Genomic DNA, 26259 nt, shown 5'->3' with positions numbered 1-26259 from the left:
AAAAAACTCAGGATGTAACCAGTTGCAAAAGAATTTGGGAATGGAACGAGGGTTTTCCCTCATAGAATTGATGATAACCATCGTAGTGATGACCATTTTGCTGGCAGTAGTGGCACCCTCGATGGGCTATTTCAATGAAAAAGCAAAAATGCAGCGCCTAGCGAATGAATTAAGCGGTTTTCTTATTCAAGCTCGCTCAGAAGCAGTGATGCAAAATAAAACCTTGTACTTATCTTTTTTGCCTAACACTCCATTAGGCTCTGCTCCAACCACTTACGATGGTAAATGGGGACTAGCGCTGCGAGCCTCAAGTGCGATTCCAGGCAGCCTAGCCGCGCAACAAAACAATGCTGAAATGTATTTATCGGGTATGGCATTTAAAAATATGACTATCTCTACCAATAACCATTGGCCAGCATTAGATAGTGTCAATGGACGACCTGAAGGGGGTAGTAATTCTGAAGTGACGTTTTCTATTGATACAGAGAAAAAATTGAAAATTATTCAGGAAGGTATTTCTGGCCGAGTCAATATTTGTGGAGTAGGAGGAGATCTTTATGGCTATCCGGGATGTTAAGTCGCAATGTAACCGGTCATTAAAGCAACAGGCAGGCATGTCTTTGATTGAATTGTTGGTTGCTTCTACCATTGGTATTTTAGCGATCATGGCGGTGGGCAGCATGTTTATCTCTGGCCAAAAACTGGCGACGGAACGCAGCTTAAAGTTATTAGTACTGCAAAATATGAATGATGCAATGCGCTATATAAAAGAAGATGCACAGCGCGCAGGTTTTAACGGTAATAATGGCAGTTCATTGATTTTGTCGGGTGCCAGTGAGGTGATCACGGTGACGTCATCTGCGGTGGGAGCGACCTTGGCTTATATCTATGAAAATAATAATGGTGATATTACTTACACTAAATTCACCGGAGATACAGGAACTAAAAAATTAGGTATCTGCACTAAAACTAATATCAGCCGTGTATCACCAGTAATGCCTACATGTAGCGCAATAGGTGAGCCAGGGTTATCGCTTATGGATGATAGTCGAGTGATATTGAGCCAATTTGTTATTGATGAAACACCATTAGGCAACAGTGTTAGTTCTGCTTATTTCACTATCACAATGAAAGCAAAGCTCGCAAGCCCGCCAACATCTGGTCAGGATTATGAACAAACAATGGTAACCAAAATCAAACAAAGGAATTGGCAGTGATGAAACATCAAAAAGGCGCGGTGACATTACTCTATACCGCCATGCTGTTGATTGCGATTTTGACTCTTTCAATTGCGTCGTATAAGAATGTTTTCTTTCAAGCCAAGCGTGCGCAAAATGAAATTACTTCACGACAACTACATTGGGCTGCGGAAGGGGGATTGGAGTGTGCTTTTGCTGAGATTCAAGCATTAAAAGCGTTACCAACTGATTTTTTAAACTGTTTAAGTTTAAGTGGTGCTGAGATCACACCAGATATAGGTTCACCATTAATACTCAATTCTTATTATGGAAACACAAATATCAAAAAAACAGTTTTAATGCCAGGGAATAGGAGCTCTGGGGCACTTAAGTCATCCTCAAACCTATATTTTAAAGGTTCTTTTAATTTCCTTCCAGATCCTGGGAGTCTATCCGCGACAGCGGATAAATGGGAATGCATGGCTGTACGATATAAAAATATATTTGAATTATTTGGCACTATAGGAAATAGTCAATTTGTTGCAAACCAACCTTATAGTGGCTTCCCTACAGGCCAAAGTTGTGTCGCAGATCATTGGACCCATGCTGCACTTAGGATATCCGATACTAAAAATGATTTCTTTCAAGATATTAATCTAGAACCTTTTGAAGATCTTTTTGGTACACCAAGAAATGAATGGATGGATGTGATGTATGATGAAAATTTTGCTCGTATCCCATCAGGGTTAGGTGATGTAAAACCTAGTAATGGTGTGCTTCCAATTAGCACTCAGTACTTAACAGATTGTGCTGATAAAATTGTTGACCAAGTTAATGATGGTAAAGATTTAATTTGGATTTATGGTAGTTGTGAGTTGGCGAATGATTCAACAACCTCTAGAACTGACTTAGATAAAATAGAAACAGCGATAGATAATAAATTTCCTGGTGCTGGAATTGTCTTAGTTATACAGGATGGTATATTTTCAGTAAAAGGGGCGCATGAATTCCCTGGAATGATATATCACTTTGAATCTGTACCATCTGCATATACTCCTAGCAGTACTATTTGGGATACGATGCTCTCTCATCAAGGTAATCCTATACCTTCCGCTGTCCCTTTAGATAAAACTATGTACTACCAATCAGGATCATTTGTTCCACTTGGAGGATATGTGATGGATGCTCCTGGCAAATACGCTGTCTTTGGTTCATCAATGAATTTTCGTTATAACAGAGATGTTGTGGAGAATGCGTTGAATAAAATAAGAAAAATAAAATGGCTAAAAGGATCTTGGCATGACTTCTAAACAGCAAGGCTTTAGCCTCATTGAAGTATTGATCGCTTTTTTGGTATTGGTGTTTGGTGTGATCGGTTTAATTAAACTGCAAAGCTACATGGAGCGCCAATCGGATTATGCTATCCACAGTATACGCGGGCTGCACTTGGCTGAAGCGAAGCTAGAGTTATTTCGTACTCGTTCAATTAGTGGAGCCAATGGAACCTTAGCATATAGCGATATTGGCAGTGGTTGTGAAATTGTACTAGGCAATGACTCGGTAAGTACGACAATTATTAGCGGGGGAAGTTGTACTTTACCGTCAACTTCGGGAGCCTATCAAGTGACATGGACAGTAGGTGAATCGTTATCTGGTGCGTTAAAAACGATAGATATGAACAGCAGTTGGAAAGGTCGTTGGAACGAAACTCAAAGCCTTGCTCTCAAAACTATGCTGTCGAAATATAACGAGTTTGATAATTAATAGCGTCAAAACCCGTCATCCCATGCATGAGCCGAAGCGAAGAGACAGGGGATCTCGCTTTGGGCTGCCGCAATAAAGAAAAAAGCGAGATCACGGTTAACCCATGCCTCGCTTTTTCAAAAACGTTATTGTTAAGATATGACCTTACAAAATCACCGTCTTATTGCCGTAAACAAACACATGGTCATTGACCACCTTGTTTAACGCCTTGCTTAATACATTCTTCTCCACATCCCGGCCCGCTTGCGCCATATCACTGGCACTAAAGTTATGATCCACTGGGATCACGTCTTGCTTAATGATAGGGCCTTCATCGAGATCGTTAGTAACAAAGTGCGCGGTCGCACCAATGATTTTTACGCCGCGATCAAATGCTTGTTGATATGGTTTCGCGCCAATAAACGCAGGTAAAAAGCTGTGGTGGATATTAATAATTTTATGCGGAAATTGCGCCACAAAATTGGCGGTGAGCACTCGCATGTATTTGGCCAATACCACATAACGCGGATCGTAAGATTTAATCACATCGAGCATTTTGTCTTCATGCTGCTCGCGAGTTAAACCTTCGTGTGAAATATGATGATACGGAATATCAAAACGTTCCGTTAAGGTTTGCAGCTTGTCGTAGTTTCCGACCACCGCTGCAATCTCAACATCTAAGCTACCATCGTAGGCTTTCATTAAAATATCACCCAAACAATGGGCTTCTTTGGTGACCATGATCACCACTTTTTTACGTGATGAGCTGATAAGCGAGCGCTTGCTGTTGGTTGGCAACGCTTGATCTAAATCGGCTAATAATTCGTCATCATGGAAAATGCCTTCCAGTTCAGTGCGCATAAAGAAGTGGCCACTGGCGTTATCAACAAACTCATTATTGTGGATGATATTGAGTTTATGTTGGTAACAAATATTAGTGATTTTTGCGATTAAGCCGTATTCATCGCTACAATGAGTGAGCAGGGTTTTACGTTCTGTGTTTAGCATACTGCTTCCAAATATAAAGAGGTTGATAGAGATCACATACTGATAATCTAACGGTCATTGAACTTTTAGGCAAGCATATCAAGCGAGCTTGGTACGACAACCCGCCATTATTCCGATCGGTTTCAATCACATTCATTTCACCTGTTGCTTAAAGCTGTCATAATTGCGCTAATTTCTTTTTAAGACAAGATGCGATGATAGCCAAAACATTCTCAGCCTCCGGCGCATTAGGTAAAGCCATTCCCGGTTTTCAACCACGGCAGCCGCAAATCGATATGGCGCAAGCGGTGCAAGATGCGATCACTCATCAACATCAATTAGTGGTGGAAGCGGGCACGGGGACAGGTAAAACGTTTGCCTACCTGGTTCCTGCATTATTAAGTGGCAAGAAAGTTATCATCAGCACTGGATCAAAAAATCTGCAAGAACAACTGTTTCACCGTGACTTACCTAAAATGGTCGATGCACTCGGGTTTATGGGCTATGTAGCGCTGCTAAAAGGGCGATCTAACTATTTGTGTCTTGATCGACTCAGTCGTCAGCTGGTGGAAAGCCACAGCAATGAAGCCGACCCTGAGTTACTGACTCATTTAGTGAAAGTTCGAGCTTGGTCATCCAGCAGTAAAAGTGGCGATTTAGGCGAATGTGATGACATTGCCGAAGACAGCCCAGTGATCGCAACCATTACTTCAACCAATGATAATTGTTTAGGCAAAGAATGCCCCAGTTATCAAGATTGTTTTGTTTTGAAAGCGCGTAAAAAAGCGATGGACGCTGATGTCGTGGTGGTCAATCATCATTTGTTTTTGGCCGATCTCGCGATCAAAGAAACTGGCTTTGGTGAGCTTATTCCTGAGGCCGATGTATTTATCTTTGATGAAGCGCATCAAGTGCCCGATATTGCCAGTCAGTATTTTGGCCAGTCGATTTCCAGTCGTCAAATGCAAGAGTTGGCCAAAGACATTGAAATTGGTTATCGCACCGAAGCCAAAGACATGCGCCAGTTGCAAAAAATAGCGCTCAAGATCACTCAAACCTTTATGGATCTACGGATTATTTTGGGTGAAACCAATGCTCAAATGCGTGGCAATTGGCGAGAAGCAATTAAATCGGTCGCTGTGCAGCGTGAAATTAAACGTTTGCATGAGGCGCTTGATTTAGCTTTGGAAGTGTTAAAAATCGCCTTAGGTCGTAGCCAGCTATTAGATACCGCTTATGAACGTGCCAGTTTGATCAAAAATCGATTATTGCGAGTGTGTGACACCAGTATTACCGGCTATTCATATTGGTATGAATGTTCGCCGCGTCACTTTACGCTGCATATTACCCCGCTGTCGGTGGCGGATAAATTTCAGGAACAAATTGAACAAAAGCAAGGCGCTTGGATCTTCACTTCGGCGACCTTAGCGGTCAAAGATGATTTTAGTCACTTTACTCAACGGCTTGGCATTACGCCTAAGCAGCAATTTACTCTGCCAAGCCCGTTTGATTATCCTAACCAAGCGTTATTATGTGTGCCTCGTTACTTACCTGAGCCCAATAGTGTTGGTTTGGCGGACAAACTGGCCGAGATGTTAGCACCGGTGATCGTCGCTAATAAAGGACGTTGTTTCTTCTTGTGCACCTCGCATAAAATGATGCGTCAGCTAGCGGATTTATTTCGGGAGTCGTTAGATCTTCCGGTTTTAGTGCAAGGCGAAACCAGTAAGCAAAAACTGCTAAACGAGTTTATGCAGTTAGGTAATGCGGTGTTAGTCGCTACTGGCGCGTTTTGGGAAGGGATAGATGTTAGAGGCGACACCTTAAGCTGTGTTATTATCGACAAATTACCCTTTACCGCTCCAGATGATCCACTGTTAAAGGCGCGAATTGAAGATTGCCGTTTAAAAGGCGGAGAACCTTTTGCACAAGTACAATTGCCCGATGCGGTGATCACCTTAAAGCAAGGAGTGGGGCGATTAATTCGCGATGAAACCGATAAAGGTGTGCTGATCATTTGTGATAATCGATTAGTCACACGCGATTACGGCGGCTTATTTTTACAAAGTTTGCCACCGATCCCACGCACTCGGGATCTCAATAAAGTGTCCCAGTTTTTATTGACACAATAATCGCGCTATAGAGAAAAAATACCGTTTGATCTGTGTTATTGATGAAGAAAAGAACAACAGTAGAAAGTGATACTTTCTCAGTGCCCTGTGAGGGTTAGATGTTTTTCGCAATCGGCAGCACGGTTTGGATGTTGAGAACATTATTCTATTTAAAACTAAAATAAATTAGCTTGAGGCTTACATGAGCGCAAAAATTCTTGCCTTAGATACATCAACAGAAAATTGCTCTGTTGCATTAATGATTAACGACCAACTTTATACGCGCAGTGAAATTGCGCCGCGTGATCACACCAAAAAAATTCTACCTATGGTCGATGAAGTACTCAAAGAAGCAGGCGTGTCATTACATGATTTAGATGCGCTGGCGTTTGGTCGCGGACCGGGCAGCTTTACCGGCGTTCGTATTGGCATCGGTATTGCGCAAGGTTTAGCTTTTGGCGCTGAGTTGCCGATGATTGGTATTTCAACGCTTGCTGCTATGGCGCAGGCAACTTACCGTCAGCATCAATCAGAGAAAGTGGTCGCAGCCATTGATGCCCGCATGAGTGAGATTTATTGGGGACAATACCAACGTCAAACCGATGGTCAATGGAGTGCGATCGCGATTGATGATGGTCAGGCTGAATGTGTGATCCCGCCAAGTGAACTTGTTGCCCATCTTGTTAAGGCACAAGGGGATTGGACTCAAGCCGGTACTGGTTGGCAGGCGTATCAAGAGCCACTGGCAGATTTACCTTTGTCACAAGTACAAGGTGATGTTTTATACCCTGAAGCGCAAGATATTGCGGTATTGGCTCAGTTTGAATGGCGCAAAGGCAATAGCGTAGAAGCTGAACAAGCAAGCCCGACTTATCTGCGTGATAAAGTCACCTGGAAAAAACTGCCTGGGCGTGAGTAAGCGATTTGAATTTAATCCATGTTACTTGCTTACAAGAAACCCGCATTAGCTTACCTCATTTGTGCCTTGCGGGTTTAGAACATAGCACGGCGCAAGATGCCGATATAAGCGTGGTTTTTATTCATGGTTGGCTAGATAACGCCGCCAGTTTCACCTCATTGCTTGAGCAATTACCGCCCTCAATCGACAATAACAAGATGCATTACTTGGCGATTGATTTACCTGGGCATGGTTTATCTCAGCATAAATCGACGAGTAATTTTTATCCATTTCACGACTATATCTCCGATATTCAGCAATTATTACGCCAAATAGCGCCCAAAAACCTGATTTTAGTCGGTCATTCACTTGGTGCTTTGATCGCAAGTTGTTATAGTGCCGCCTTCCCAGAAAATGTGCTGGCTTTGATTCAAATTGAAGGGTTAGGGCCATTAGCCGAATCGGCGGACAACAGTGTGCAACGTCTGCGTAAAGGGATACTCAACCGACAAAGATTTGCGGCTAAACCATTACGCGGTTATGACTCGAAAGCGCAAGCCTTACAACACCGAATGCATGCCAACCAATTAAGCGCTGATCAACTTGAGCCTTTAATTACTCGTGGTTGTGTGTTTGATGGTGAGCGTTGGCAATGGCGATACGATCCTAAACTTCGTTGTGATTCTTTGTACCGTATGACCCAAGATCAAGCACTCAATTATTTAGAGGCAGTGGTATGCCCTAATTTATTGATATTAGGTACCGAGGGTTATCCCGCTATCAAACAAGCGACCCAACGAATACCAAGTTTAACTAACATACAACAAGTGGAGGTTGAAGGTGGGCATCATTGTCATCTACAACAACCGCACAAAACTGCTCAGCTCATTGAGCAATTTATCCAACAGTTTGAACTGGATTCGACAATCACTAAAAATGTTGAGTCAAAGTGTGATTCAAGCAAATGAGATTTTTGTTAATAGTGCGTAACCTGTTTCAATAGCATTAGCTGCTTGAGATGGAAAATAATCATTGCCTAAAATGAAAATACTCGTTGCTTAAGATAACAATAAGAAAGGAAATTAACGTGGAAAAAGCGTGGCTAAAACGTTACCCAAAAGACGTACCTGAAACAATCAACCCAGATCAATATTCTTCGCTCGTCGATATGTTTGAGCAATCGGTACATAAATTTGCCGACCAACCTGCCTTTATGAATATGGGCTCGGTGATGACCTACCGTAAACTCGAAGAGCGCAGTCGTGCTTTTGCGGCCTATTTACAAAATGATCTCAAATTGAAGAAAGGGGATCGTGTCGCATTAATGATGCCAAACGTACTGCAATACCCGATTGCGTTGTTCGGTATTTTACGCGCCGGTATGATCGCGGTTAACGTCAACCCGCTGTATACCCCACGCGAATTAGAACACCAACTTAGCGATGCCGATGCTAAAGCGATCGTGATCGTCTCGAACTTTGCCCATACCTTAGAAAAAGCGGTCGCCAATACCCCCATTAAACACGTTATCTTAACGAGTCTTGGGCAAATGCTGCCGAAAGTGAAAGGGACTGTGGTCGATTTCGTGGTTAAGTACGTCAAAGGTATGGTGCCAAAATATCATTTACCCGGTGCCATTTCTTTTCGTAAAGCGTTGTACCGTGGTCGCCGTTTGCAATATGTTAAACCATTTATTGAGGGCGATGATATTGCGTTCTTACAATATACGGGTGGCACAACCGGCGTTGCCAAAGGCGCGATTTTAACCCACCGTAATATGGTGGCGAACGTACTGCAAGCCAAAGGGGCCTATGGCACATTCCTACGCGATGGTCGTGAATTAGTGGTCACCGCGCTGCCGCTATACCATGTGTTTGCACTAACGATAAACTGCTTATTATTCTTGGAAGTGGGTGGACGTAACTTGCTGATCACTAACCCAAGAGATATTCCGACCTTTGTTAAAGAGTTAGATAAATACCCATTTACCGCCATTACAGGGGTGAACACCTTATTTAATGCATTAGTCAATAATGAAGATTTTAAAGAATTAGATTTTAGCCATTTACGTTTCGCGGTTGGCGGCGGCATGGCTGTGCAACGTGCAGTGGCCGAAAAATGGCATAACATTACCAATCGCTACTTGCTAGAAGGCTACGGTTTAACTGAGTGTTCACCATTAGTAGCAGCCTATCCGCATGATTTAACCGACTATAATGGTTCGATTGGTTTACCAATGCCATCGACGGATGTGCGTATTATCGATGATGAAGGGAATGTCTTGGCGTTTGATCAAACTGGTGAGCTGCAAGTGCGTGGCCCACAAGTGATGGAAGGCTATTGGAAACGGGCCGAAGCGACCAAAGAAGTGATCACCCAAGATGGTTGGTTATCGACTGGCGATATTGTGCGCTTTGATGACGAAGGCTTTATGTTTATTGTCGATCGTAAAAAAGACATGATCTTAGTCTCCGGTTTTAATGTTTATCCCAATGAGATTGAAGACGTGGTGGCGATGCACAGTAAAGTGCTCGAAGTAGCTGCCATTGGTCAACCGAGTGAGAACTCTGGTGAGATCGTAAAAATTTATGTAGTAAAAAGTGATGCGAGCCTAAATAAAGATGAGTTGATTGCCCACTGTCGCGAGCACTTAACCGGCTATAAAATACCAAAAGTGGTTGAATTTAGAGATGAGTTGCCAAAAAGTAATGTTGGTAAGATCTTGCGCCGTGAGTTGCGTGATGAAAATATTGCAAATCTTGATAAATCAGCGTCGCAAAAAACAGCTTGAACATAAAGTAAATTAATTAAATTATTATATTGTATCCAATGCCAGCAACGATTTAGCTGGCATTGTTGTACTTTAAAAAGGATTGTTGTGAATTATAAAATAATTACCACTACGGAAGCACTAGAACTTGTATGCCAACAGGCTCGTTTAGTCGATGTTGTGATGCTCGATACTGAATTTGTCCGTACCCGCACCTATTATCCTCAACTTGGTTTGATTCAGTTGTACGATGGTGAGCAACTGGCATTGATTGATCCGGTCGCGATTGACGATATGTCCGCTTTAGCCTCGCTATTAAAAGATGAGTCGGTACTTAAAGTGCTGCATGCTTGTGGCGAAGATCTTGAAGTATTCCAACACGCCTTTAAGTGCATCCCAACACCGATGATTGATACCCAGTTAATGGCGGCGTTTTTAGGTAATGGATTATCGACGGGCTTTGCGACTTTAGTGAATGAGTTTCTTGGCGTTGAGTTAGATAAAAGTGAGTCGCGCACTGATTGGTTGGCCCGCCCATTAACACAAAGACAAATGGAATATGCTGCGGCCGATGTGTACTACTTATTGCCGTTGTATCAAAAGCTAAAACAAGCGGTCGAAGATGCCGGTTGGAGCGAAGCGGCGATGCAAGAATCGCAAGCCTTGATCAAAAAACGAATTAAGAAAGTCGATCCTAATAAAGCCTACCTAAATGTGAAAGGAGCATGGATTTTAACTCCTGAGCAATTAGCGACTCTTAAAATAATGGCAAAATGGCGCTTACAAGAAGCGATCAAGCGTGATCTAGCACTGAACTTCGTGGTTAAAGAAGCCAACATGCTAGAGATTTGTCGCCAACAAATGACCAGTTTGCGCTTAATGGACGCGGCTGGATTCGATCAACGTGAGATCCGTCGCCACGGCAACACACTTATTCATTTAGTGCAGCAAGCTCAAGCCGTGCCAAGTGAGCAATGGCCTGCTAAAATCACCCGTTTAATGGACAACCCAGACTATAAACAATTGTTTAAAGTGCTAAAAGATGAAGTGAAAGCGGCGTCAGAAGACACAGGTTTAGCCTCTGAATTTTTAGCCTCGAAAAAACAGCTGAATCAATTTATTACTTGGGTATGGAAACATGAACGCAATGAAGCCAAATTGCCCGATGTAATGAAAACGTGGCGCAAAGATGTGTTAGGTGATCGTTTGAATGGAATGATGGAGTAGCCGGGTGGTGTAATAAAAAAAGCCGATATGTCACCAGTGAAGTGACATATCGGCTTTTTTGTAGTCTAGAAACAGCTAGCCAATAGAGGTAGCTGTGACGTTAGTCTTTCTCTGGTAACTGAATGTTTAGCTCCAGTACCGACAAATCATCATCGCTTTGTTCTAAGCTCACATTGACCATTTGCGGATCAACATCCACATACTTACTTAGCACCTTCAAAATGTCTTCTTTCAACTGGGGTAAATAAGAAGGGCTAGCACTGCCTTGATTGCGACGCTCGGCAACGATGATTTGCAATCGCTCTTTTGCTAAGTTAGCGGTGTCTTTTTTCTTAGGTCGGAAGAATTCTAATAACGACATATCAACCTCCAAATAAACGCTTAAAGATGCCTTTTTTCTCTTCGGTTAAGAAGCGAAATGGCTTTTCCTCACCTAACAAACGCTCAACAGTATCGCTGTAGGCAAGGCCAGCATCAGACTCATCATCATGGATAACTGGAACACCTTTGTTAGAAGCATTAAGAACAGAGGTACTTTCTGGGATCACGCCAACTAAAGGAATATGTAGGATTTCTTCCACATCTTCCACGCTTAGCATCTCACCGGAGGTGACGCGCGCTGGGTTATAGCGAGTTAACAGTAAATGTTGTTTAACCGGCTCAAGCCCTTGCTCTGCGCGTAACGATTTAGAATCAAGCAGGCCTAAAATACGGTCAGAATCACGCACCGATGAGACTTCAGGGTTGGTAGTGATCACCGCTTCATCAGCAAAGTAGAGTGACATTAACGCACCTTGCTCAATACCGGCAGGGGAGTCACAAATAATGTAATCAAAGCCCATATCATGCAGTTCAGTTAGGACGCGTTTTACGCCCGTATGGGTTAATGCATCTTTATCTCGCGTTTGAGAAGCAGGTAGAATGTATAAATTCTTGCAGCGCTTATCCTTGATTAATGCTTGGTTTAGCGTGGCTTCACCATTGATAACATTAACAAAGTCATACACCACACGGCGCTCACAGCCCATGATTAAATCTAAATTACGCAAACCGATATCGAAATCAATTACAGCGGTTTTCTTTCCGCGTAACGCAAGGCCAGCGGCAATTGCTGCGCTGGATGTGGTTTTGCCCACACCGCCTTTACCGGACGTCACGACAATAGTACGTGCCATTTTATTTCCTTTTAAATGCTGAGTAGTTCAAATTGCAAGCGTGTATCTTGCAATGTAAGTAAGACTTTTTTCTGCCAAAATTGGCTGTCGATTTGATCGATAAGCTGATAATTACCGGCAATAGACACCAGTTCGGCCTGTAAATCTTGGCAAATGATGCTGGCATTTTTTTGTCCACTGGCTCCAGCTAATGCACGGCCACGACAAGTACCATGAATATGAATACTACCATCGGCAATCACTTCTGCGCCGGCACTGACATGGTTTAAGATCACTAAATCACAATCTTTGGCATAAACTTGCTGCCCTGAGCGTATTGGAGTGCGTATTACTTTGGTAGGCACTATTTCAGCCGGTGCTTGATACGGTGTTTTGCTAGTGGACATCACTGCAAATCCGGCAGCATGAACTAAGCTTTTTACCGTGTTACTGTTTGAACCTGTGACCCCAACTGGGATCATGCCAGATTTAACTACGCCTTGATGCAGTGCTTTGAAATCAATATCAACTTGGGGTGCATTTTCAATATTAATTACCAAAGGAGCATGAGTAAAAAATGCGGGCGCTTGATCGACCTTGTTGTGTAAAAATTGTAGACAGTTTTCGACATTATCTTCTGTCAGTTTCAAGACAGAAAGTGCAAAACTGCTGCCTTTTAAATCTGGTTTTGAGGCCATATGAGTGAATACCCTAACGATTAAATAAATGGCTGAATGCACAATTGGTTAGCACCAGAGAGAATCTATTATTAATAGCCTTTTTGCTTAGAAAACCTAGCAATTGTTTAGCAATGTAAAATGATAACAAATTTCTGATGTTCTTGTTATAGTCTATCTCAATATTCTCTGAGTTAAGTGCTTGTCAAATAATTGCTTAGAGAACCATCTATTAAGGAATGAGTTATGTTGTGTTCTGTTTATAAAAGCGGAAAAAAAGAAGGGATGTACCTTTATATTTCTAAAAAAGATGACTTTTCTAGTGTGCCAGAGACTCTAATGCAAATGTTTGGAACCCCAAAGTTTGTGATGGTGATGAAAATGGAAGGGCGCAAACTTGCCACTGTCGATATCGAAAAAGTGAAACAATCCCTGCAAGACGATGGTTTTTTCTTACAACTGCCCCCACCGCCAGTCAATCTGCTAGAAGAATATAAAGCGAATAAACAAAATCGGTCATAGAGCTTTTAAATATTTATAAGTAAGGAAAGTATAATGAGAAAAGCATGGAGTGGGATTGCCGTGATGTTACTGGGTTGCAGTGTGAGTGTGTCATCATACGCTACCGAAAAAGATGATTTTCAATCTTATGTGCAAAAGTTGAAAACTCAAGCGAGTGAGTCGGGTATTAGTAAAACTACAATTGATGCCGCATTCAAAAATGTCACGTTTAAGCCTAAAGCAATAAAAGCAGACAATAATCAGCCAGAAAAAAAACTCACTTTAGATGAATATATTCCGCGCGCAGTACCCGATTGGAAAATAAAACAAGCTAAGCGTTTATATCATGAGAACTTTGATGACTTGCAACGAATTGGTAAAGAGTATGGAGTACAGCCTCGTTTTATTGTCGCGTTATGGGGGGTTGAAAGTAATTTTGGTCGCTTTACTGGCAACTATAATGTGATTAACGCTTTGACCTCACTTGCCTTTGATGGTCGCCGCGAAGCCCTTTTCCGCAAACAAACTATGGCCGCGTTAACCATTATCGAACAAGGGCATATTAGTGCTGATGATATGAAAGGGTCATGGGCAGGTGCGATGGGCCAATGTCAGTTTATGCCAACCTCATTTTTATCTTTTGCCCAAGATGGCAATGGTGACGGTAAAAAAGATATCTGGAACACCAAAGCGGATGTTTTTGCTTCAGCGGCTAATTACCTTAAGCAAGAAGGGTGGGATGATACCTATACTTGGGGGCGTCAAATTCATGTGCCAGTGGGTATTGATCAAAATTTACAAGGCCGCGACGAAAGCAAAGGTAAAATGCTACAAGAGTGGAGTAAATTAGGAATCACCCGTTTAGATGGCAAGCCATTACCTAAGTTAAATCAAGATATTAAAGCTTGGTTGATCATGCCTGATGATGAGTCCGGTCGCAGTTATCTCGTTTATAACAACTATAATGTGCTGATGAAATGGAACCGTTCTTATTATTTTGCTTTAGCGGTGAGCTCTCTCGCAGATAGCATTTAAAACAGTTACTTACGACAGGTAGGAATGCACTTCGGTGGCTGGTTTTTTTGCTGAGTGTTTTTTTATCTATCGTAAATTTATGTAAACAGGGGATTTTTTGATTTCAATTGGTCAAAGATAAGTATACTTTTCTCATTGTCACAAATTTTATTTACAATTTATGGGTCTTTTTTTCCATAACTTATTTATTTGAGAAACTACTATGCACACGAAACGATTATATGCCGGTTCATTGTCTGTCTTACTAGTGCTAGCCTTAGCGGGCTGTGATGCTAAAAAAGAAGCGCCAAAAGCGGCTGCACCACAAGCTGCGCAGGTTGAAGTTATCACTATGGCGAAAAAGCCAACTACTATTTTCACTGAATTACCTGGCCGTATCGTTTCGACTCGTGTTGCAGAAGTTCGCCCACAAGTAACGGGCATTCTACAAAAACGTTTATTTGAAGAAGGCCAAATGGTGCATAAAGGCGATTTACTTTATCAAATTGACCCATCACCTTATCAAGCCGATGTAAATAGCGCTAAAGCCGCATTAATGAAAGCGCAAGCGGATGAATCTGTAAGTAAGAAAACTGCGTTACGTTATAAAGATTTGGTCAAACGTAAGCTGATCAGTCAAGAAGATTACGACACCGCCGATGGTAATTGGAAGAAAGCAAGAGCTCAGTCTGCTGTGGCAAAAGCGGCGTTAGATAATGCCAATATTTCTCTTTCTTATGCCAAAGTGAAAGCGCCAATTACAGGACGTATCGATATCTCAACCGTGACTGAAGGTGCTTTAGTGACGGCTAACCAAGCACAAGCACTTACTAGTATTGAGCCTCTGGATCCTATCTATGTTGATATGACGCAATCTTCTCTCGCCATGGCGCGTATTAAAAAGAGTTTAGGTGCTAACACTAATCCAAGTGTTGCAGTTAAATTAGAAGATGGCAGTCAATATGATCAAATGGGTACACTGACCTTCTCTGGTACCAAAGTAGATACTTCAACTGGTAGCGTCACGCTACGTGCAAAAGTGCCAAATGCAGAGTCTATTTTATTGCCGGGTATGTTTGTTCGTGCGCAAATTATTACCGCTGATAAAAAACCATTGTTCACCTTGCCACAATCTCTTGTGGTTTACGGGAAAGATGGCAGTGCTTCTGTATTAGTGGTTGAAAACGGTAAAGTTGCGGTACGAAAAGTCACCACTGGCGACACAGTGAATAAAGGTACCGACTGGGTTATTACATCGGGATTAAATGATGGCGATACTGTGATCGCAAATAATTTGCTGCGTGTGCGTCCAGGCATGGCAGTGAAAGTGGTGAGTACGGATACCGCATCAGCTAAATCAACTACTCCTGCAACAAAATAGGTAGCGATAATTATGGCTAATTTTTTCATCGATCGCCCTATCTTTGCTTGGGTTATCGCAATTTTGGTAATGCTTGGTGGTGCGCTGGCCGTGATCGGCTTACCAGTACAGCAATATCCAACCATTGCTCCACCTGCGGTACAAATTAATGCAACTTACCCGGGTGCGTCGGCGCAAACTGCTGAAAACTCGGTTACTCAGGTTATTGAGCAGAATATGACAGGTTTGGATAACTTGTTGTACATGTCTTCTTCAAGTAGCTCATCTGGTTCTGTTACGGTTACTTTGACGTTTGCTTTGGGGACTGACCCAGACATTGCTCAAGTTCAAGTTCAAAACCAATTAACACAAGCTACCAGCCAAATGCCTAGCGAAGTGCAAAAGCAAGGCCTGAGTGTGCGTAAATCATCTTCGACCTTTATGTCGGTTATCGGTTTTATTTCCGAAGATGGCAGTATGACATCGAGTGACATTAAAGATTATGTTAACTCACATATATCAGACCCTGTCAGTCGTGTTAACGGGGTTGGTGATACTCAAGTATTTGGTTCACAATACGCAATGCGTATTTGGTTAAATCCTGCAAAGCTTACCAGTTACCAACTAACGCCAACGGATGTATACAATGCGATTGAAGCACAAAATACTGAAGTGACGGTTGGTCAAATTGGTGGTGCGCCTGCGGTTCCTGGTCAAATGATCAATGCCACCATTACTGCGCAAAACCGATTGGAAAGCGTAAGCCAGTTTGAAAATATCTTATTGAAAGTGGGGACTGATGGTTCTCAAGTTCGAGTAAAAGACATTGCTCGAGTTGAGTTAAACGGTGAAGACATGAGTGTGCTTCCTCGCTTTAATGGCCAGGGTGCATCAGGTATTGGTATTAAACTGGCAACTGGTGCCAATGCGATTGATACTCAAAAATTAGTGGATCAAAAGTTAGCTGAACTCGAAAAAAACATGCCGAAAGGTCTGAAAATGGTAAAAGCAATGGATACTATTCCATTTGTTAAGCTTTCCATTGAAGAAGTTATCCATACATTATTTGAAGCCATCGTACTGGTATTCTTAGTAATGTATTTGTTCCTACAAAATATTCGCGCAACCTTAATTCCAACCATCGCGGTACCAGTCGTACTTCTCGGTGCGTTCGGTGTTATGTCGGCAATGGGCTTTAGTGTTAACACCTTAACCATGTTTGGTATGGTGCTGGCCATCGGCTTGCTGGTGGATGATGCCATCGTAGTGGTGGAGAACGTTGAGCGGGTCATGGCAGAAGAAAATCTGCCGCCCAAAGAAGCCACCAAAAAAGCAATGAGCGAAATCTCAGGCGCTTTAGTGGGTGTTGCGATGGTACTGTCGGCGGTATTTATCCCTATGGCCTTTATGAGTGGCTCAACCGGTGCGATTTACCGTCAGTTCTCATTAACTATTGTAGCCTCAATGGTGCTTTCTGTTCTGGTTGCGATGATCTTTACGCCAGCATTATGTGCCACTATGTTGAAACCATCACATGGTGAGAAAACTACTGGCTTCTTTGGTTGGTTTAACCGTAAATTTAACAGCACCAGTAAAAGCTACACTGCGGGTGTGGGTAAGCTATTAAGCCGACCAAAACGCTTATTCGTTGTGTACGTAGTTATCCTGCCGTTAATTGGTTGGATGTTTATGAATATCCCAGCAAGTTTCCTACCGGATGAAGACCAAGGTAACTTTATGGTCTTAGTACAACTTCCTGCTGGTGCGACACTAGAGCGTACCGAGAAAGTGATGGATGATGTACGCCAATACTTTGACGAAAATGAAAAAGATAATGTTGAGTCTTTCTTCCAAGTCGCGGGCTACAGCTTTGTTGGTCAAGCACAGAATGCGAGTATGGCATTCGTAGGCTTAAAAGATTGGTCAAAGCGGACTAACCCCGATCAAGATGTAAATGCCATTATTGGTCGTGCAATGAAACACTTTGCCGGTAATAAAGATGGCGTGATCTTTGCTGTTAATCCACCAGCTATCCGTGAACTCGGTCAAGCGACTGGTTTTGACTTCTTCTTAGAAGATCAGGCGGGCTTAGGTCATGATAAATTAATGGCGGCGCGTAACCAACTGTTGCAAGCAGCGGCAAAAAGCCCTGTGTTGCAAAAAGTGCGTCCTAATGGCCTAGAAGATACCGCTCAGTACTATATCGATTTGGATTACGAAAAAGCCAAAGCGCTTGATGTTAGTATTGGTGATATCAACCAAACGTTGTCGATTGCATGGGGTTCATCGTATGTGAATGACTTTATTGATAAAGGCCGTGTTAAGCGTGTCTACATGCAAGCAGATGCGCCATACCGTATGTCACCAGACAATTTAAACGACTGGTATGTACGCAACGGCAAAGGAAAAATGGTTCCATTTAATGCCTTTAGTCATTCGCATTGGGGAACCAGTTCTCCGAACTTGCAACGTTACAATGGTAACTCGGCAGTTGAAATCTTAGGTGAGGCAGCACCAGGTTATAGTACTGGTGATTCTATGGATGCCATTGAAGCTATCGCTAAAACGCTACCACCTGGTGTGGCGGTGAGTTGGACCGGGATGTCTTACCAAGAACGAATGTCAGGCTCGCAAGCACCAATGTTGTATGCGATTTCAATGGTTATCGTATTCTTGAGCTTGGCGGCACTGTATGAAAGCTGGTCGATCCCAGTGGCGGTTATTCTGGTGGTACCTTTGGGTATTCTAGGTGCATTGGCGGCAACCATGATGCGCGGTTTAGAAAATGATGTGTACTTACAGGTTGGTCTGTTAACCACCATAGGGTTATCCGCCAAAAATGCCATCTTGATCGTTGAGTTCGCCAAAGATCTCTACGATAAAGGGATGGGCTTGATGGAGGCGACGATGGAAGCGTGTCGTCTACGTTTACGACCAATCCTAATGACATCATTTGCCTTTATTCTTGGGGTAATGCCATTAGCGTTAAGTACCGGTGCGGGCGCGAACTCTCGCCATGCGATTGGTACTTCGGTTATCGGTGGTATGTTAACTGCGACCTTCCTTGCGATTTTCTTTGTACCATTGTTCTATGTAGCAGTGATGAAAATTTTCGGTGGTAAGCGACCAGAGCCAACAGCGGAAGTGGAACAAACTGCACCCGCTGAACCTGTTCAACTTGATAAACCCTCTGAATCGTAATTGATAAATGATCCCGTCGTCAGGCGGGGTAATGCGAAATAGAGATATGAAAAAGGCTTGCCATTACGGCAAGCCTTTTTGGTTTGAAAACAAGTCAAAAATTAATACCAATGCCATAAATTTAATGAGCGTTCAAAATTGAGTACAGAGAAAAGTGTCAAAGGCCATGGATGGCCTTTTCTCAAGCGACCAAGGACGGATCAGCGTCTTTTCGGCGTATTAAAATTGATCAAATATTAAATGGAGTTGGTATAAGTGGTATTACTCTTGCGAAAATTTCTCACAAGCGAGCATGGTATTTTCAATTAAACTGGCGACAGTCATTGGTCCCACACCACCAGGTACTGGCGTTATATGGCTGGCCTTGGTTTTGGCCACATCGTATTCGACATCGCCAATTAACTTACCATTGTCCATACGGTTGATGCCAACATCGATCACGATTGCGCCTTGTTTGATCCAGTCGCCAGGAATAAAGTTAGGCTTACCCACCGCGACAACTAACAGATCGGCCTGACGTACATGACCTTCTAAATCTTTAGTAAAACGATGGCAAGTGGTCGTTGTACAACCGGCTAATAGCAACTCTAGCGTCATAGGACGACCAACGATATTTGAAGCACCGACAATCACAGCATGCTTACCGTGAGTTTCAATGTTATAACGCTCTAATAAGGTGATGATGCCTTTGGGAGTACAAGAGCGTAATTTTGGCATACATTGGCATAAACGGCCGACATTATATGGGTGGAAACCATCAACATCTTTTTCTGGTGAGATGCGTTCTAAAATTTTAGTGCTATCGATGCCAGCAGGAAGAGGAAGCTGAACTAAAATACCGTCAATTTCAGCATCGTTATTAAGCTTATCAACGATGGTAAGTATTTCAGCCTCGGTGGTGGTGGCTGGTAGGTCAAACGATTTAGAAACAAAACCGACTTCTTCACAAGCGCGGCGTTTACTTCCTACGTACACTTGAGAAGCAGGATCGCTTCCTACTAGCACTACAGCCAGACCAGGTGCTCGTAATCCGGCATCTACTCGAGCTTGAACTCGCGCTTTGACTTCGGTACGAACCGTTTGTGAAATTAATTTTCCATCAATAATTTGAGCAGACATGATATTCCTTAATATCTTCAACACCAGCTAAGCTGACAATGGCGGTATTGTCGCAAAAAATGAGATTAACATCCATAGTGCAATCGATTGCTTTTTCGGGCGAAAGGGTAATTCTTTGGTGATGTCGCTTACTTCTTTGCTCGGCCCTAGTACAACGACTATTATTTGACAATTAGTGTAGTGGCTTTTTTTTCATCACTTAACTTCTAGAGCAATACAAAGCCTTGACCTCTCACGGTTAACTCGTATAATTCACCCCATAACGCGCCCTTAGCTCAGCTGGATAGAGCACGTCCCTTCTAAGGATGTGGTCGTAGGTTCGAATCCTACAGGGCGTACCAAATTGAAACCCCTGATAACAGAGATGTTGTCAGGGGTTTTTTGCATTTCTACCACAGTGAATTTTTTGATCTATTTGATGAACTTTTATTCTTTAGATAGTCACTAATGAATAAATCACTTACAGTCGATATATTGGAAATAAGAAGGGTAAAGCACATGGCTCGATTAGGAGTGGTAATACAGACGATTTTAGCGGCGTCAATATTTTATTTGGGTTACACCATTTATTCGTTTACCTCGACCATTACCTCGGTGGTGGAAACCTATCCACAGGTGTTGAGTGATATTAATGCTACGGCAGATAAATTGCAGATTGATCAGTGGCTAAAAGTGGCGCGTACATTTGAAAACCTTACTCCAAGAGCCTTAACCGTAGCAGAAAAAATGCAGGGTACGGCAAGTGATATTAATAAGACGGTCGGGGATGTCAACAAAACGGTCGCCTCGGTGAATAGAAAAATCCCAGGTATAGTGAAAGAAGTGCATGGCGTAAATAAACAAATTCCAAATATTTTAAGTGAAGTTAAAGCGGTACGTACACAAACTGTTCCAGCTCTTGTTAAGGAAACATCAAGTATTCGCAAGGAATTACCACCGATGCTAGTACAAGTGAATCAGATCCTAGATAAGAGTGGAGAGCTGTCTGAACAAGCGGCTCAAGGTGCCGTAAAAGGAGTAATATTGTCACCCATTAACCTAATTAAAGATGCTGGAGAAGGCATTAAGTCGAAAGTAAGTAAATAAAATGGCATATCAAGCACCATCATCCGCTCCGCTTTGGCATAAAAAATTGACTAAAAAAGACAAAAAATAATCGCATCTGGTTATTCTAATTAATGCCAAGCAAAACCGCAGTTTTTCGATATGAGAAAGCTGCGGTTTTTTTATTCTCATCATTGTTTTTATTGGCTTTAAATTAGAATGAGCTAGAGTATTGCTAATGATCACAAGAGGGTATCGCTATGTTTTCAATGCATCTAAAGGTGTTAAAACGTTGGTGTCAGCTTAGCTTAATAGCTTTGCTGACCTTGTTTGTGATGGGGTGTTCAAGTAGTACGCCCAGTAACACATCCCAATATTACTTTACTAATGGCAGTGATGGCTGGTGGTATGACGACTATTGGTTCTATCAAGATCATGTCTACCCAGATTGTTGCCATGGTGATGGTGAGTTTAAACAAGCGGTTAATAGCTGGTGGCATACCTTAGATCCAGATAAACAAGCCGAAATAAAAGATAAAGTTAAAAACTGGAAAGATGGTGATGGCCCTGATATTTCAGCGCTAAAACAAGATCTCAATACCAAATATCAATCGCTACCGGCGGATAAACAACAAGCCTTGTCAGAAAAACGTGACCAAGTACGCGAGCAAATGTCGGGTAAGAGCTTAACCACCGAGCAAAAAAAAGCCGTGCGCACCAAATGGGAAAGCAAACAACGCCCAACGCTGCAACGCGCTAATGTTTCGCGTCCAAATATATCTCGCCCTGCGGTACTTCCGCAATTTTCACGCCCATCCGGTGGGTTTGGCGGAGGTGGACACTTTGGTGGTGGTGGTCACGGTCGCCGTTAGTTGGTATGCAGTAAAACATAAGTGGTCATACCTGTCGTTTTTTTGAGCAAACAAGCTAGGTGGAATAAAAAAAACCGTTAATCCCTTGAAATCAATTCGGTCAAGCCCCATTACTGAGTTGTGAACATTCTGGCTTTCGTTATCAAAATCACGAAAATATCGAAAAATACAGAATGTGAGCGTGAGAATTTAGGTCTTGGCTCGACAGGCTGTATTCATGCCGCTAGAATGGCGCGTCTGAATTTTTATCCTGAGACTAATAGGAGAGGCCTTTGATGAAAGAGCATGGCTTTTTTGTAGAAGGTTTCACTCATTAGTTCAATTATTGGTTACAGCGGAAGTTGCCATCGTGCAGTTTTAGTTGATAACAGATAGTTGATGCTCACTAATTTTAAGTGTTCATTTGAACGCCACACAAGCAATGATGTTGAATTTCGCCCATTGGGTGCAATTATTCAGCTCATGCGCTCAGAAAACTGAGCCAGTTTTGAGGTTTATATATAATGCAAGCTACTGTTGAAACTCTAGAAGGCCTAGAACGCCGTCTGACTATTACTGTTCCTGTTGCAAACATCGAAGATGCAGTTACTGCTGAACTACGCAAAATTGCGAAAACTCGTCGCTTTGACGGTTTCCGTAAAGGTAAAGTTCCGATGAAAATGGTTGCTCAAATGTTCGGTCACTCAGTACGTCAAGACGTAATGGGCGAAGTAATGCACCGTCATTTTATCGAGTCTATCGTTAAAGAAAAAATTAACCCAGCTGGCGCACCAACATTTGCACCAGTAGAAAACGAAGCTGGCAAAGATGTTGTCTTTACTGCAACGTTTGAAATTTACCCAGAGCTTGAGCTTAAAGGTCTTGAAAACATCACTGTTGAGAAACCAGCAGTAGAAGTTAAAGACGAAGACGTTGCTGAAATGATCGAAACCCTTCGCAAGCAACAAGCGACTTGGGCTGAGGTTGACGAAGCAGTGTCTGAAACTTCACGCGCAACTATCGACTTCGTTGGGTTTATTGACGGCGTAGAATTCGAAGGCGGCAAAGCCGATGCATTCCCTCTTGAAATGGGCCAAGGTCGTATGATCCCTGGTTTTGAAGATGGTGTATTAGGTAAAAAAGCGGGCGAAGCATTCTCTATTGATGTGAATTTCCCAGAAGATTACCACGCAGAAAACCTAAAAGGTAAATCTGCTAAATTCGATATCACATTGAGCAAAGTTGAAACACGTGAACTAGCCGATATTGATGACGAGTTTGTGGCTAAATTTGGCGTAAAAGAAGGCGGCGTTGACGCACTTAAAGCTGAAGTTCGCAAAAACATGGAACGTGAGCTTAAGCAAGCGATCAAAGGTCGTATTAAAGAGCAAGCAATCAACGGTTTGGTTGAGCAAAATGCAATGGACGTTCCATCTGCACTTATCGATCAAGAAGTTGAAGTTCTTCGTCAGCAAGCATCTCAACGTTTCGGTGGCAACCCTGAAGCCGCAGCTCAACTACCACGTGAATTGTTCGAAGAGCAAGCTGCACGTCGCGTTAAAGTTGGCCTATTGCTAGGTGAAGTGATCAAAACTGAAGAGCTAAAAGCAGACGATGACCGTGTTAAAGCGCTTATCGAAGAAATGGCGACGGCTTACGAAGATCCATCTGAAGTGATTGCTTACTACGAGCAAAACGAGCAAATGATGAATAACATCCGTAACGTTGCTCTAGAAGATCAAGCTATCGACGCTATCATTGCTAAAGCGAACGTTTCTGATAAAGAAGTGAGCTTCAATGAACTAATGAACCAGCAACAACCTGCTTAATTACTAGGTGAGTTGCACTGGGATAAAGAGTGAGAATACTTGCTCTTTATTATACTTAAGTCTACTTGTATTATTCGATAGACGATAAGTATACGATGGCTCGATATGACACTCTGCAGAGGCGTTCATTTCGGGCCATTTATTTTTTATAGCTAGCTGTTAATAGCGGGCTTATAGGTTTATGATTAATAGGCTGTTGTTAGATAAGTTGATGTTAAGCGAATTTTTGATAACAAGATTTTTTAACGCCAATTGATTCTAATAGCATGACAGTGATTATGAATCTACTACAGGGAAAGCGGAATATGAGCTACCAAGAAAATAATACAATGTCTCCAATTATTGATGCGCTGGTACCAATGGTGGTAGAGCAAACTTCTCGCGGTGAACGTTCGTACGATATCTATTCTCGTCTATTAAAAGAACGCATTATCTTTTTGACTGGCCAAGTGGAAGACCACATGGCAAACCTAGTGGTAGCACAATTGCTATTTTTAGAGTCAGAAAGCCCAGACAAAGATATTTTCTTATACATTAACTCTCCAGGCGGAAGCGTAACAGCAGGTATGTCTATCTATGACACCATGCAGTTTATCAAGCCAAATGTGAGCACAGTATGTATGGGGCAAGCATGTTCAATGGGTGCATTCCTATTGGCAGGCGGCGAAAAAGGCAAGCGTTTCTGCCTACCAAATTCACGCGTGATGATCCACCAACCACTTGGCGGATTCCAAGGTCAAGCGTCGGATATTCAAATTCACGCCCAAGAAATTCTAACCATCAAGCAACGTTTGAATGGTTTACTTGCAGAACACACCGGCCAGCCATTAGAAGTGATTGAACGCGATACAGATCGCGATAACTTCATGTCTGCCCAGCAGTCAGTCGATTATGGTTTAGTCGATTCAGTACTGAGCAATCGTCCGGCGTAAGCGGTTTTTATGGTGTAATAAAATGCCAACCGCGAACCAAACAATTTATCTTGAATCAAGCAATCAAGTTGTAATAGGCAATCCAAGATAAATTGTTGTAGACTGAAATAAAGAATTAAAGGTTAAGAGGATAGCGAATGACAGATAAAAGCAAAGAGGGTGGTAGTACAAAACTGCTGTATTGCTCTTTCTGCGGCAAAAGCCAGCATGAGGTTCGCAAACTGATCGCAGGTCCTTCCGTATACGTATGTGATGAATGCGTCGATTTGTGCAACGATATTATTCGTGAAGAAGTTAAAGATGTCGTGCCACAGAAAGAATCGGAAGCATTGCCTACACCAAAAGATATTCGTGAACACTTAGACGATTACGTTATCGGCCAAGATTACGCTAAGAAAGTGCTATCTGTGGCAGTGTATAATCACTATAAACGCTTGCGTAATGGTGACACTACCAAAGATGGCGTCGAGTTAGGTAAAAGTAATATTTTGCTAATCGGTCCAACCGGTAGTGGTAAAACCTTACTGGCTGAAACGTTAGCGCGTTTCCTAGATGTACCGTTTACCATGGCCGATGCCACCACGTTAACTGAAGCTGGTTATGTGGGCGAAGACGTGGAAAATATCATCCAGAAATTGCTGCAAAAATGCGATTACGATGTAGCTAAAGCCGAGCGCGGTATTGTTTACATTGATGAGATTGATAAAATTTCACGTAAAGCTGAAAACCCATCAATTACTCGTGATGTATCGGGCGAAGGTGTACAGCAAGCCTTACTGAAACTGGTTGAAGGTACCGTTGCTTCTGTTCCGCCTCAAGGTGGTCGTAAGCATCCTCAACAAGAGTTTTTGCAAGTTGATACTTCTAAGATCTTATTTATCTGTGGTGGTGCATTCTCAGGCCTTGATAAAGTGGTTGAGCAACGTGTTGCCATCGGAACCGGCATCGGTTTTGGCGCAGACGTACGCAGCAAAGACGAAAGTAAAACGATTGGTGAATTATTCAAGCAAGTTGAGCCAGAAGATTTGGTTAAATATGGTTTGATCCCTGAGTTTATTGGTCGTCTGCCTGTCACCACAACCTTGACAGAGCTTGATGAAGAAGCCTTGATCCAAATCCTATGTAAGCCAAAGAATGCGCTGACAAAACAGTACGGTGCATTGTTTGATTTAGAAGGTGCTGAACTTGAGTTTCGTGAAGACGCGTTAAAAGCGATTGCTAAAAAAGCAATGGATCGCAAAACGGGTGCTCGTGGTCTTCGTTCGATTTTGGAGTCGGTTCTACTTGAAACCATGTATGAACTGCCATCAATTAAAGATGTGACCAAAGTTGTGATTGATGAATCTGTTATTAAAGGAGAGTCTGAACCTCTTTTGATTTATCAAAACGCCGAAAACCAGATCGCAAGTTCTGAATAACATCATGTTATACAAAAAATAACATCAAAAGGGGGCTATAAGCCTCCTTTTTCTATTTATGTTATTGAATCTTACCATCCCGCCCCCATATACTTTTCAGTAGTGTTAAAAAACTCAATCAATATGACCTTTAATGATTGGAGAGAAAATACGTTGCTGGCGATACGTGACTAATTATACGTTGCCGACCAAGTGACAACTCCAAACACGAAAGGTACCGAGTACCAACGGAATAGAGAGAATAA

At 42.5% G+C, this 26259-nt stretch carries 23 protein-coding genes and 1 tRNA gene; 19 read left to right on the top strand and 5 right to left on the bottom strand.

Translation table 11 applies throughout. The annotated features are described in order from the left end of the window. Positions 1 to 40 precede the first annotated feature (40 nt). The 4 genes from GFB47_RS07565 to GFB47_RS07550 are packed head-to-tail and all read left to right on the top strand — an operon-like array spanning position 41 to position 2942. Positions 41 to 577, top strand: coding sequence for a GspH/FimT family pseudopilin (locus tag GFB47_RS07565; RefSeq protein ID WP_153447430.1), 537 nt, complete (start codon positions 41 to 43; stop codon positions 575 to 577). Continuing rightward, entirely contained in the window at positions 558 to 1217 is a 660-nt protein-coding gene (locus GFB47_RS07560) for a PilW family protein (protein WP_153447429.1), read from the top strand. The genes GFB47_RS07565 and GFB47_RS07560 overlap by 20 nt, the downstream gene beginning before the upstream one ends. Continuing rightward, a complete protein-coding gene (locus GFB47_RS07555) occupies positions 1214 to 2488 on the top strand; it encodes a hypothetical protein (RefSeq protein ID WP_153447428.1) in 1275 nt (424 codons plus the stop codon). Before GFB47_RS07560 ends, GFB47_RS07555 begins: the two co-directional genes overlap by 4 nt. Continuing rightward, entirely contained in the window at positions 2478 to 2942 is a 465-nt protein-coding gene (locus GFB47_RS07550) for a type IV pilus modification PilV family protein (protein ID WP_153447427.1), read from the top strand. The genes GFB47_RS07555 and GFB47_RS07550 overlap by 11 nt, the downstream gene beginning before the upstream one ends. Before the next feature lie 144 nt (positions 2943 to 3086). On the opposite strand, the gene purU is transcribed toward GFB47_RS07550, so the two are convergent. Next, a complete protein-coding gene (gene purU, locus GFB47_RS07545; protein ID WP_153447426.1) occupies positions 3087 to 3929 on the bottom strand; it encodes a formyltetrahydrofolate deformylase in 843 nt (280 codons plus the stop codon). A 194-nt stretch (positions 3930 to 4123) separates the two neighbouring features. Between purU and GFB47_RS07540 the strand changes: the two genes are divergently transcribed. The 5 genes from GFB47_RS07540 to rnd all read left to right on the top strand — a co-directional run bounded on the left by GFB47_RS07540 (position 4124) and on the right by rnd (position 10914). Beyond that, positions 4124 to 6040 (top strand): ATP-dependent DNA helicase, encoded by a 1917-nt coding sequence (locus GFB47_RS07540; protein WP_153447425.1) that lies wholly within the window; start codon positions 4124 to 4126, stop codon positions 6038 to 6040. A 181-nt stretch (positions 6041 to 6221) separates the two neighbouring features. After that, positions 6222 to 6938: a tRNA (adenosine(37)-N6)-threonylcarbamoyltransferase complex dimerization subunit type 1 TsaB gene (tsaB, locus tag GFB47_RS07535; protein WP_153447424.1), complete on the top strand. Its 717-nt coding sequence runs from the start codon at positions 6222 to 6224 to the stop codon at positions 6936 to 6938. Positions 6939 to 6943: 5 nt separating this feature from the next. Then, on the top strand, positions 6944 to 7885 hold the full coding sequence (locus tag GFB47_RS07530) for an alpha/beta fold hydrolase (protein ID WP_225874254.1): 942 nt from the start codon (positions 6944 to 6946) through the stop codon (positions 7883 to 7885). 119 nt (positions 7886 to 8004) lie between these two features. Continuing rightward, a complete protein-coding gene (gene fadD, locus GFB47_RS07525; RefSeq protein WP_153447423.1) occupies positions 8005 to 9708 on the top strand; it encodes a long-chain-fatty-acid--CoA ligase FadD in 1704 nt (567 codons plus the stop codon). 87 nt (positions 9709 to 9795) lie between these two features. After that, a complete protein-coding gene (gene rnd / locus GFB47_RS07520; protein WP_153447422.1) occupies positions 9796 to 10914 on the top strand; it encodes a ribonuclease D in 1119 nt (372 codons plus the stop codon). Between the two features lie 100 nt (positions 10915 to 11014). Here rnd and minE read toward each other — a convergent pair whose 3' ends face one another. Genes minE through minC form a run of 3 tightly spaced genes read right to left on the bottom strand, consistent with a single transcriptional unit; the run spans position 11015 to position 12766 of the window. Continuing rightward, complete coding sequence (minE, locus tag GFB47_RS07515) at positions 11015 to 11275, bottom strand: cell division topological specificity factor MinE (RefSeq protein WP_153447421.1); 261 nt, start codon at positions 11273 to 11275, stop codon at positions 11015 to 11017. A 1-nt stretch (position 11276) separates the two neighbouring features. Beyond that, positions 11277 to 12089 carry a septum site-determining protein MinD gene (gene minD, locus GFB47_RS07510; protein ID WP_153447420.1) on the bottom strand — a complete coding sequence of 271 codons (813 nt, stop codon included), beginning with the start codon at positions 12087 to 12089 and terminating at the stop codon, positions 11277 to 11279. Between the two features lie 11 nt (positions 12090 to 12100). Beyond that, positions 12101 to 12766 (bottom strand): septum site-determining protein MinC, encoded by a 666-nt coding sequence (gene minC, locus GFB47_RS07505; RefSeq protein WP_153447419.1) that lies wholly within the window; start codon positions 12764 to 12766, stop codon positions 12101 to 12103. Between the two features lie 225 nt (positions 12767 to 12991). Here minC and GFB47_RS07500 point away from each other — a divergent pair, with 225 nt between their 5' ends. The 4 genes from GFB47_RS07500 to GFB47_RS07485 all read left to right on the top strand — a co-directional run bounded on the left by GFB47_RS07500 (position 12992) and on the right by GFB47_RS07485 (position 18821). Continuing rightward, positions 12992 to 13267, top strand: coding sequence for a YcgL domain-containing protein (locus tag GFB47_RS07500; RefSeq protein WP_153447418.1), 276 nt, complete (start codon positions 12992 to 12994; stop codon positions 13265 to 13267). Between the two features lie 33 nt (positions 13268 to 13300). Continuing rightward, complete coding sequence (locus tag GFB47_RS07495) at positions 13301 to 14281, top strand: lytic murein transglycosylase (RefSeq protein ID WP_153447417.1); 981 nt, start codon at positions 13301 to 13303, stop codon at positions 14279 to 14281. Between the two features lie 202 nt (positions 14282 to 14483). After that, complete coding sequence (locus tag GFB47_RS07490; protein WP_153447416.1) at positions 14484 to 15641, top strand: efflux RND transporter periplasmic adaptor subunit; 1158 nt, start codon at positions 14484 to 14486, stop codon at positions 15639 to 15641. Between the two features lie 12 nt (positions 15642 to 15653). Beyond that, positions 15654 to 18821, top strand: a complete 3168-nt coding sequence (locus GFB47_RS07485) for an efflux RND transporter permease subunit (RefSeq protein ID WP_153447415.1) — start codon at positions 15654 to 15656, stop codon at positions 18819 to 18821. 261 nt (positions 18822 to 19082) lie between these two features. Here GFB47_RS07485 and folD read toward each other — a convergent pair whose 3' ends face one another. Beyond that, the gene (gene folD / locus GFB47_RS07480; RefSeq protein ID WP_153447414.1) at positions 19083 to 19940 is read right to left on the bottom strand and encodes a bifunctional methylenetetrahydrofolate dehydrogenase/methenyltetrahydrofolate cyclohydrolase FolD; all 858 of its coding nucleotides are present in this window, start codon (positions 19938 to 19940) and stop codon (positions 19083 to 19085) included. 264 nt (positions 19941 to 20204) lie between these two features. On the opposite strand from folD, the gene GFB47_RS07475 reads away from it, so the two are divergent. The 6 genes from GFB47_RS07475 to clpX all read left to right on the top strand — a co-directional run bounded on the left by GFB47_RS07475 (position 20205) and on the right by clpX (position 26014). Beyond that, a tRNA-Arg gene (locus tag GFB47_RS07475) sits at positions 20205 to 20281 on the top strand. A gap of 157 nt (positions 20282 to 20438) precedes the next feature. Beyond that, on the top strand, positions 20439 to 21026 hold the full coding sequence (locus tag GFB47_RS07470; RefSeq protein ID WP_153447413.1) for a hypothetical protein: 588 nt from the start codon (positions 20439 to 20441) through the stop codon (positions 21024 to 21026). Between the two features lie 218 nt (positions 21027 to 21244). After that, the gene (locus tag GFB47_RS07465) at positions 21245 to 21856 is read left to right on the top strand and encodes a hypothetical protein (protein ID WP_153447412.1); all 612 of its coding nucleotides are present in this window, start codon (positions 21245 to 21247) and stop codon (positions 21854 to 21856) included. Between the two features lie 503 nt (positions 21857 to 22359). After that, positions 22360 to 23664, top strand: a complete 1305-nt coding sequence (tig, locus tag GFB47_RS07460; protein WP_153447411.1) for a trigger factor — start codon at positions 22360 to 22362, stop codon at positions 23662 to 23664. A 305-nt stretch (positions 23665 to 23969) separates the two neighbouring features. Then, on the top strand, positions 23970 to 24596 hold the full coding sequence (clpP, locus tag GFB47_RS07455; protein ID WP_153447410.1) for an ATP-dependent Clp endopeptidase proteolytic subunit ClpP: 627 nt from the start codon (positions 23970 to 23972) through the stop codon (positions 24594 to 24596). Positions 24597 to 24733: 137 nt separating this feature from the next. Continuing rightward, the gene (gene clpX, locus GFB47_RS07450) at positions 24734 to 26014 is read left to right on the top strand and encodes an ATP-dependent protease ATP-binding subunit ClpX (protein WP_153447409.1); all 1281 of its coding nucleotides are present in this window, start codon (positions 24734 to 24736) and stop codon (positions 26012 to 26014) included. The last annotated feature ends 245 nt before the right edge of the window (positions 26015 to 26259 follow it).

Source organism: Vibrio algicola, from assembly GCF_009601765.2.
In the GTDB taxonomy this organism is placed as follows: domain Bacteria; phylum Pseudomonadota; class Gammaproteobacteria; order Enterobacterales; family Vibrionaceae; genus Vibrio; species Vibrio algicola.
This window is presented reverse-complemented; position numbering and strand designations above follow the sequence as displayed.

Coding starts and splice junctions, on each gene's coding strand:
- minC (WP_153447419.1), bottom strand. CDS start 12,766: ATGGCCTCAAAACCAGATTTAAAAGGCAGCAGTTTTGCACTTTCTGTC.
- clpP (WP_153447410.1), top strand. CDS start 23,970: ATGAGCTACCAAGAAAATAATACAATGTCTCCAATTATTGATGCGCTG.
- GFB47_RS07495 (WP_153447417.1), top strand. CDS start 13,301: ATGAGAAAAGCATGGAGTGGGATTGCCGTGATGTTACTGGGTTGCAGT.
- GFB47_RS07565 (WP_153447430.1), top strand. CDS start 41: ATGGAACGAGGGTTTTCCCTCATAGAATTGATGATAACCATCGTAGTG.
- tsaB (WP_153447424.1), top strand. CDS start 6,222: ATGAGCGCAAAAATTCTTGCCTTAGATACATCAACAGAAAATTGCTCT.
- purU (WP_153447426.1), bottom strand. CDS start 3,929: ATGCTAAACACAGAACGTAAAACCCTGCTCACTCATTGTAGCGATGAA.
- clpX (WP_153447409.1), top strand. CDS start 24,734: ATGACAGATAAAAGCAAAGAGGGTGGTAGTACAAAACTGCTGTATTGC.
- GFB47_RS07485 (WP_153447415.1), top strand. CDS start 15,654: ATGGCTAATTTTTTCATCGATCGCCCTATCTTTGCTTGGGTTATCGCA.
- GFB47_RS07560 (WP_153447429.1), top strand. CDS start 558: ATGGCTATCCGGGATGTTAAGTCGCAATGTAACCGGTCATTAAAGCAA.
- minE (WP_153447421.1), bottom strand. CDS start 11,275: ATGTCGTTATTAGAATTCTTCCGACCTAAGAAAAAAGACACCGCTAAC.
- GFB47_RS07465 (WP_153447412.1), top strand. CDS start 21,245: ATGTTTTCAATGCATCTAAAGGTGTTAAAACGTTGGTGTCAGCTTAGC.
- GFB47_RS07470 (WP_153447413.1), top strand. CDS start 20,439: ATGGCTCGATTAGGAGTGGTAATACAGACGATTTTAGCGGCGTCAATA.
- GFB47_RS07550 (WP_153447427.1), top strand. CDS start 2,478: ATGACTTCTAAACAGCAAGGCTTTAGCCTCATTGAAGTATTGATCGCT.
- GFB47_RS07500 (WP_153447418.1), top strand. CDS start 12,992: ATGTTGTGTTCTGTTTATAAAAGCGGAAAAAAAGAAGGGATGTACCTT.
- GFB47_RS07490 (WP_153447416.1), top strand. CDS start 14,484: ATGCACACGAAACGATTATATGCCGGTTCATTGTCTGTCTTACTAGTG.
- minD (WP_153447420.1), bottom strand. CDS start 12,089: ATGGCACGTACTATTGTCGTGACGTCCGGTAAAGGCGGTGTGGGCAAA.
- folD (WP_153447414.1), bottom strand. CDS start 19,940: ATGTCTGCTCAAATTATTGATGGAAAATTAATTTCACAAACGGTTCGT.
- tig (WP_153447411.1), top strand. CDS start 22,360: ATGCAAGCTACTGTTGAAACTCTAGAAGGCCTAGAACGCCGTCTGACT.
- GFB47_RS07540 (WP_153447425.1), top strand. CDS start 4,124: ATGATAGCCAAAACATTCTCAGCCTCCGGCGCATTAGGTAAAGCCATT.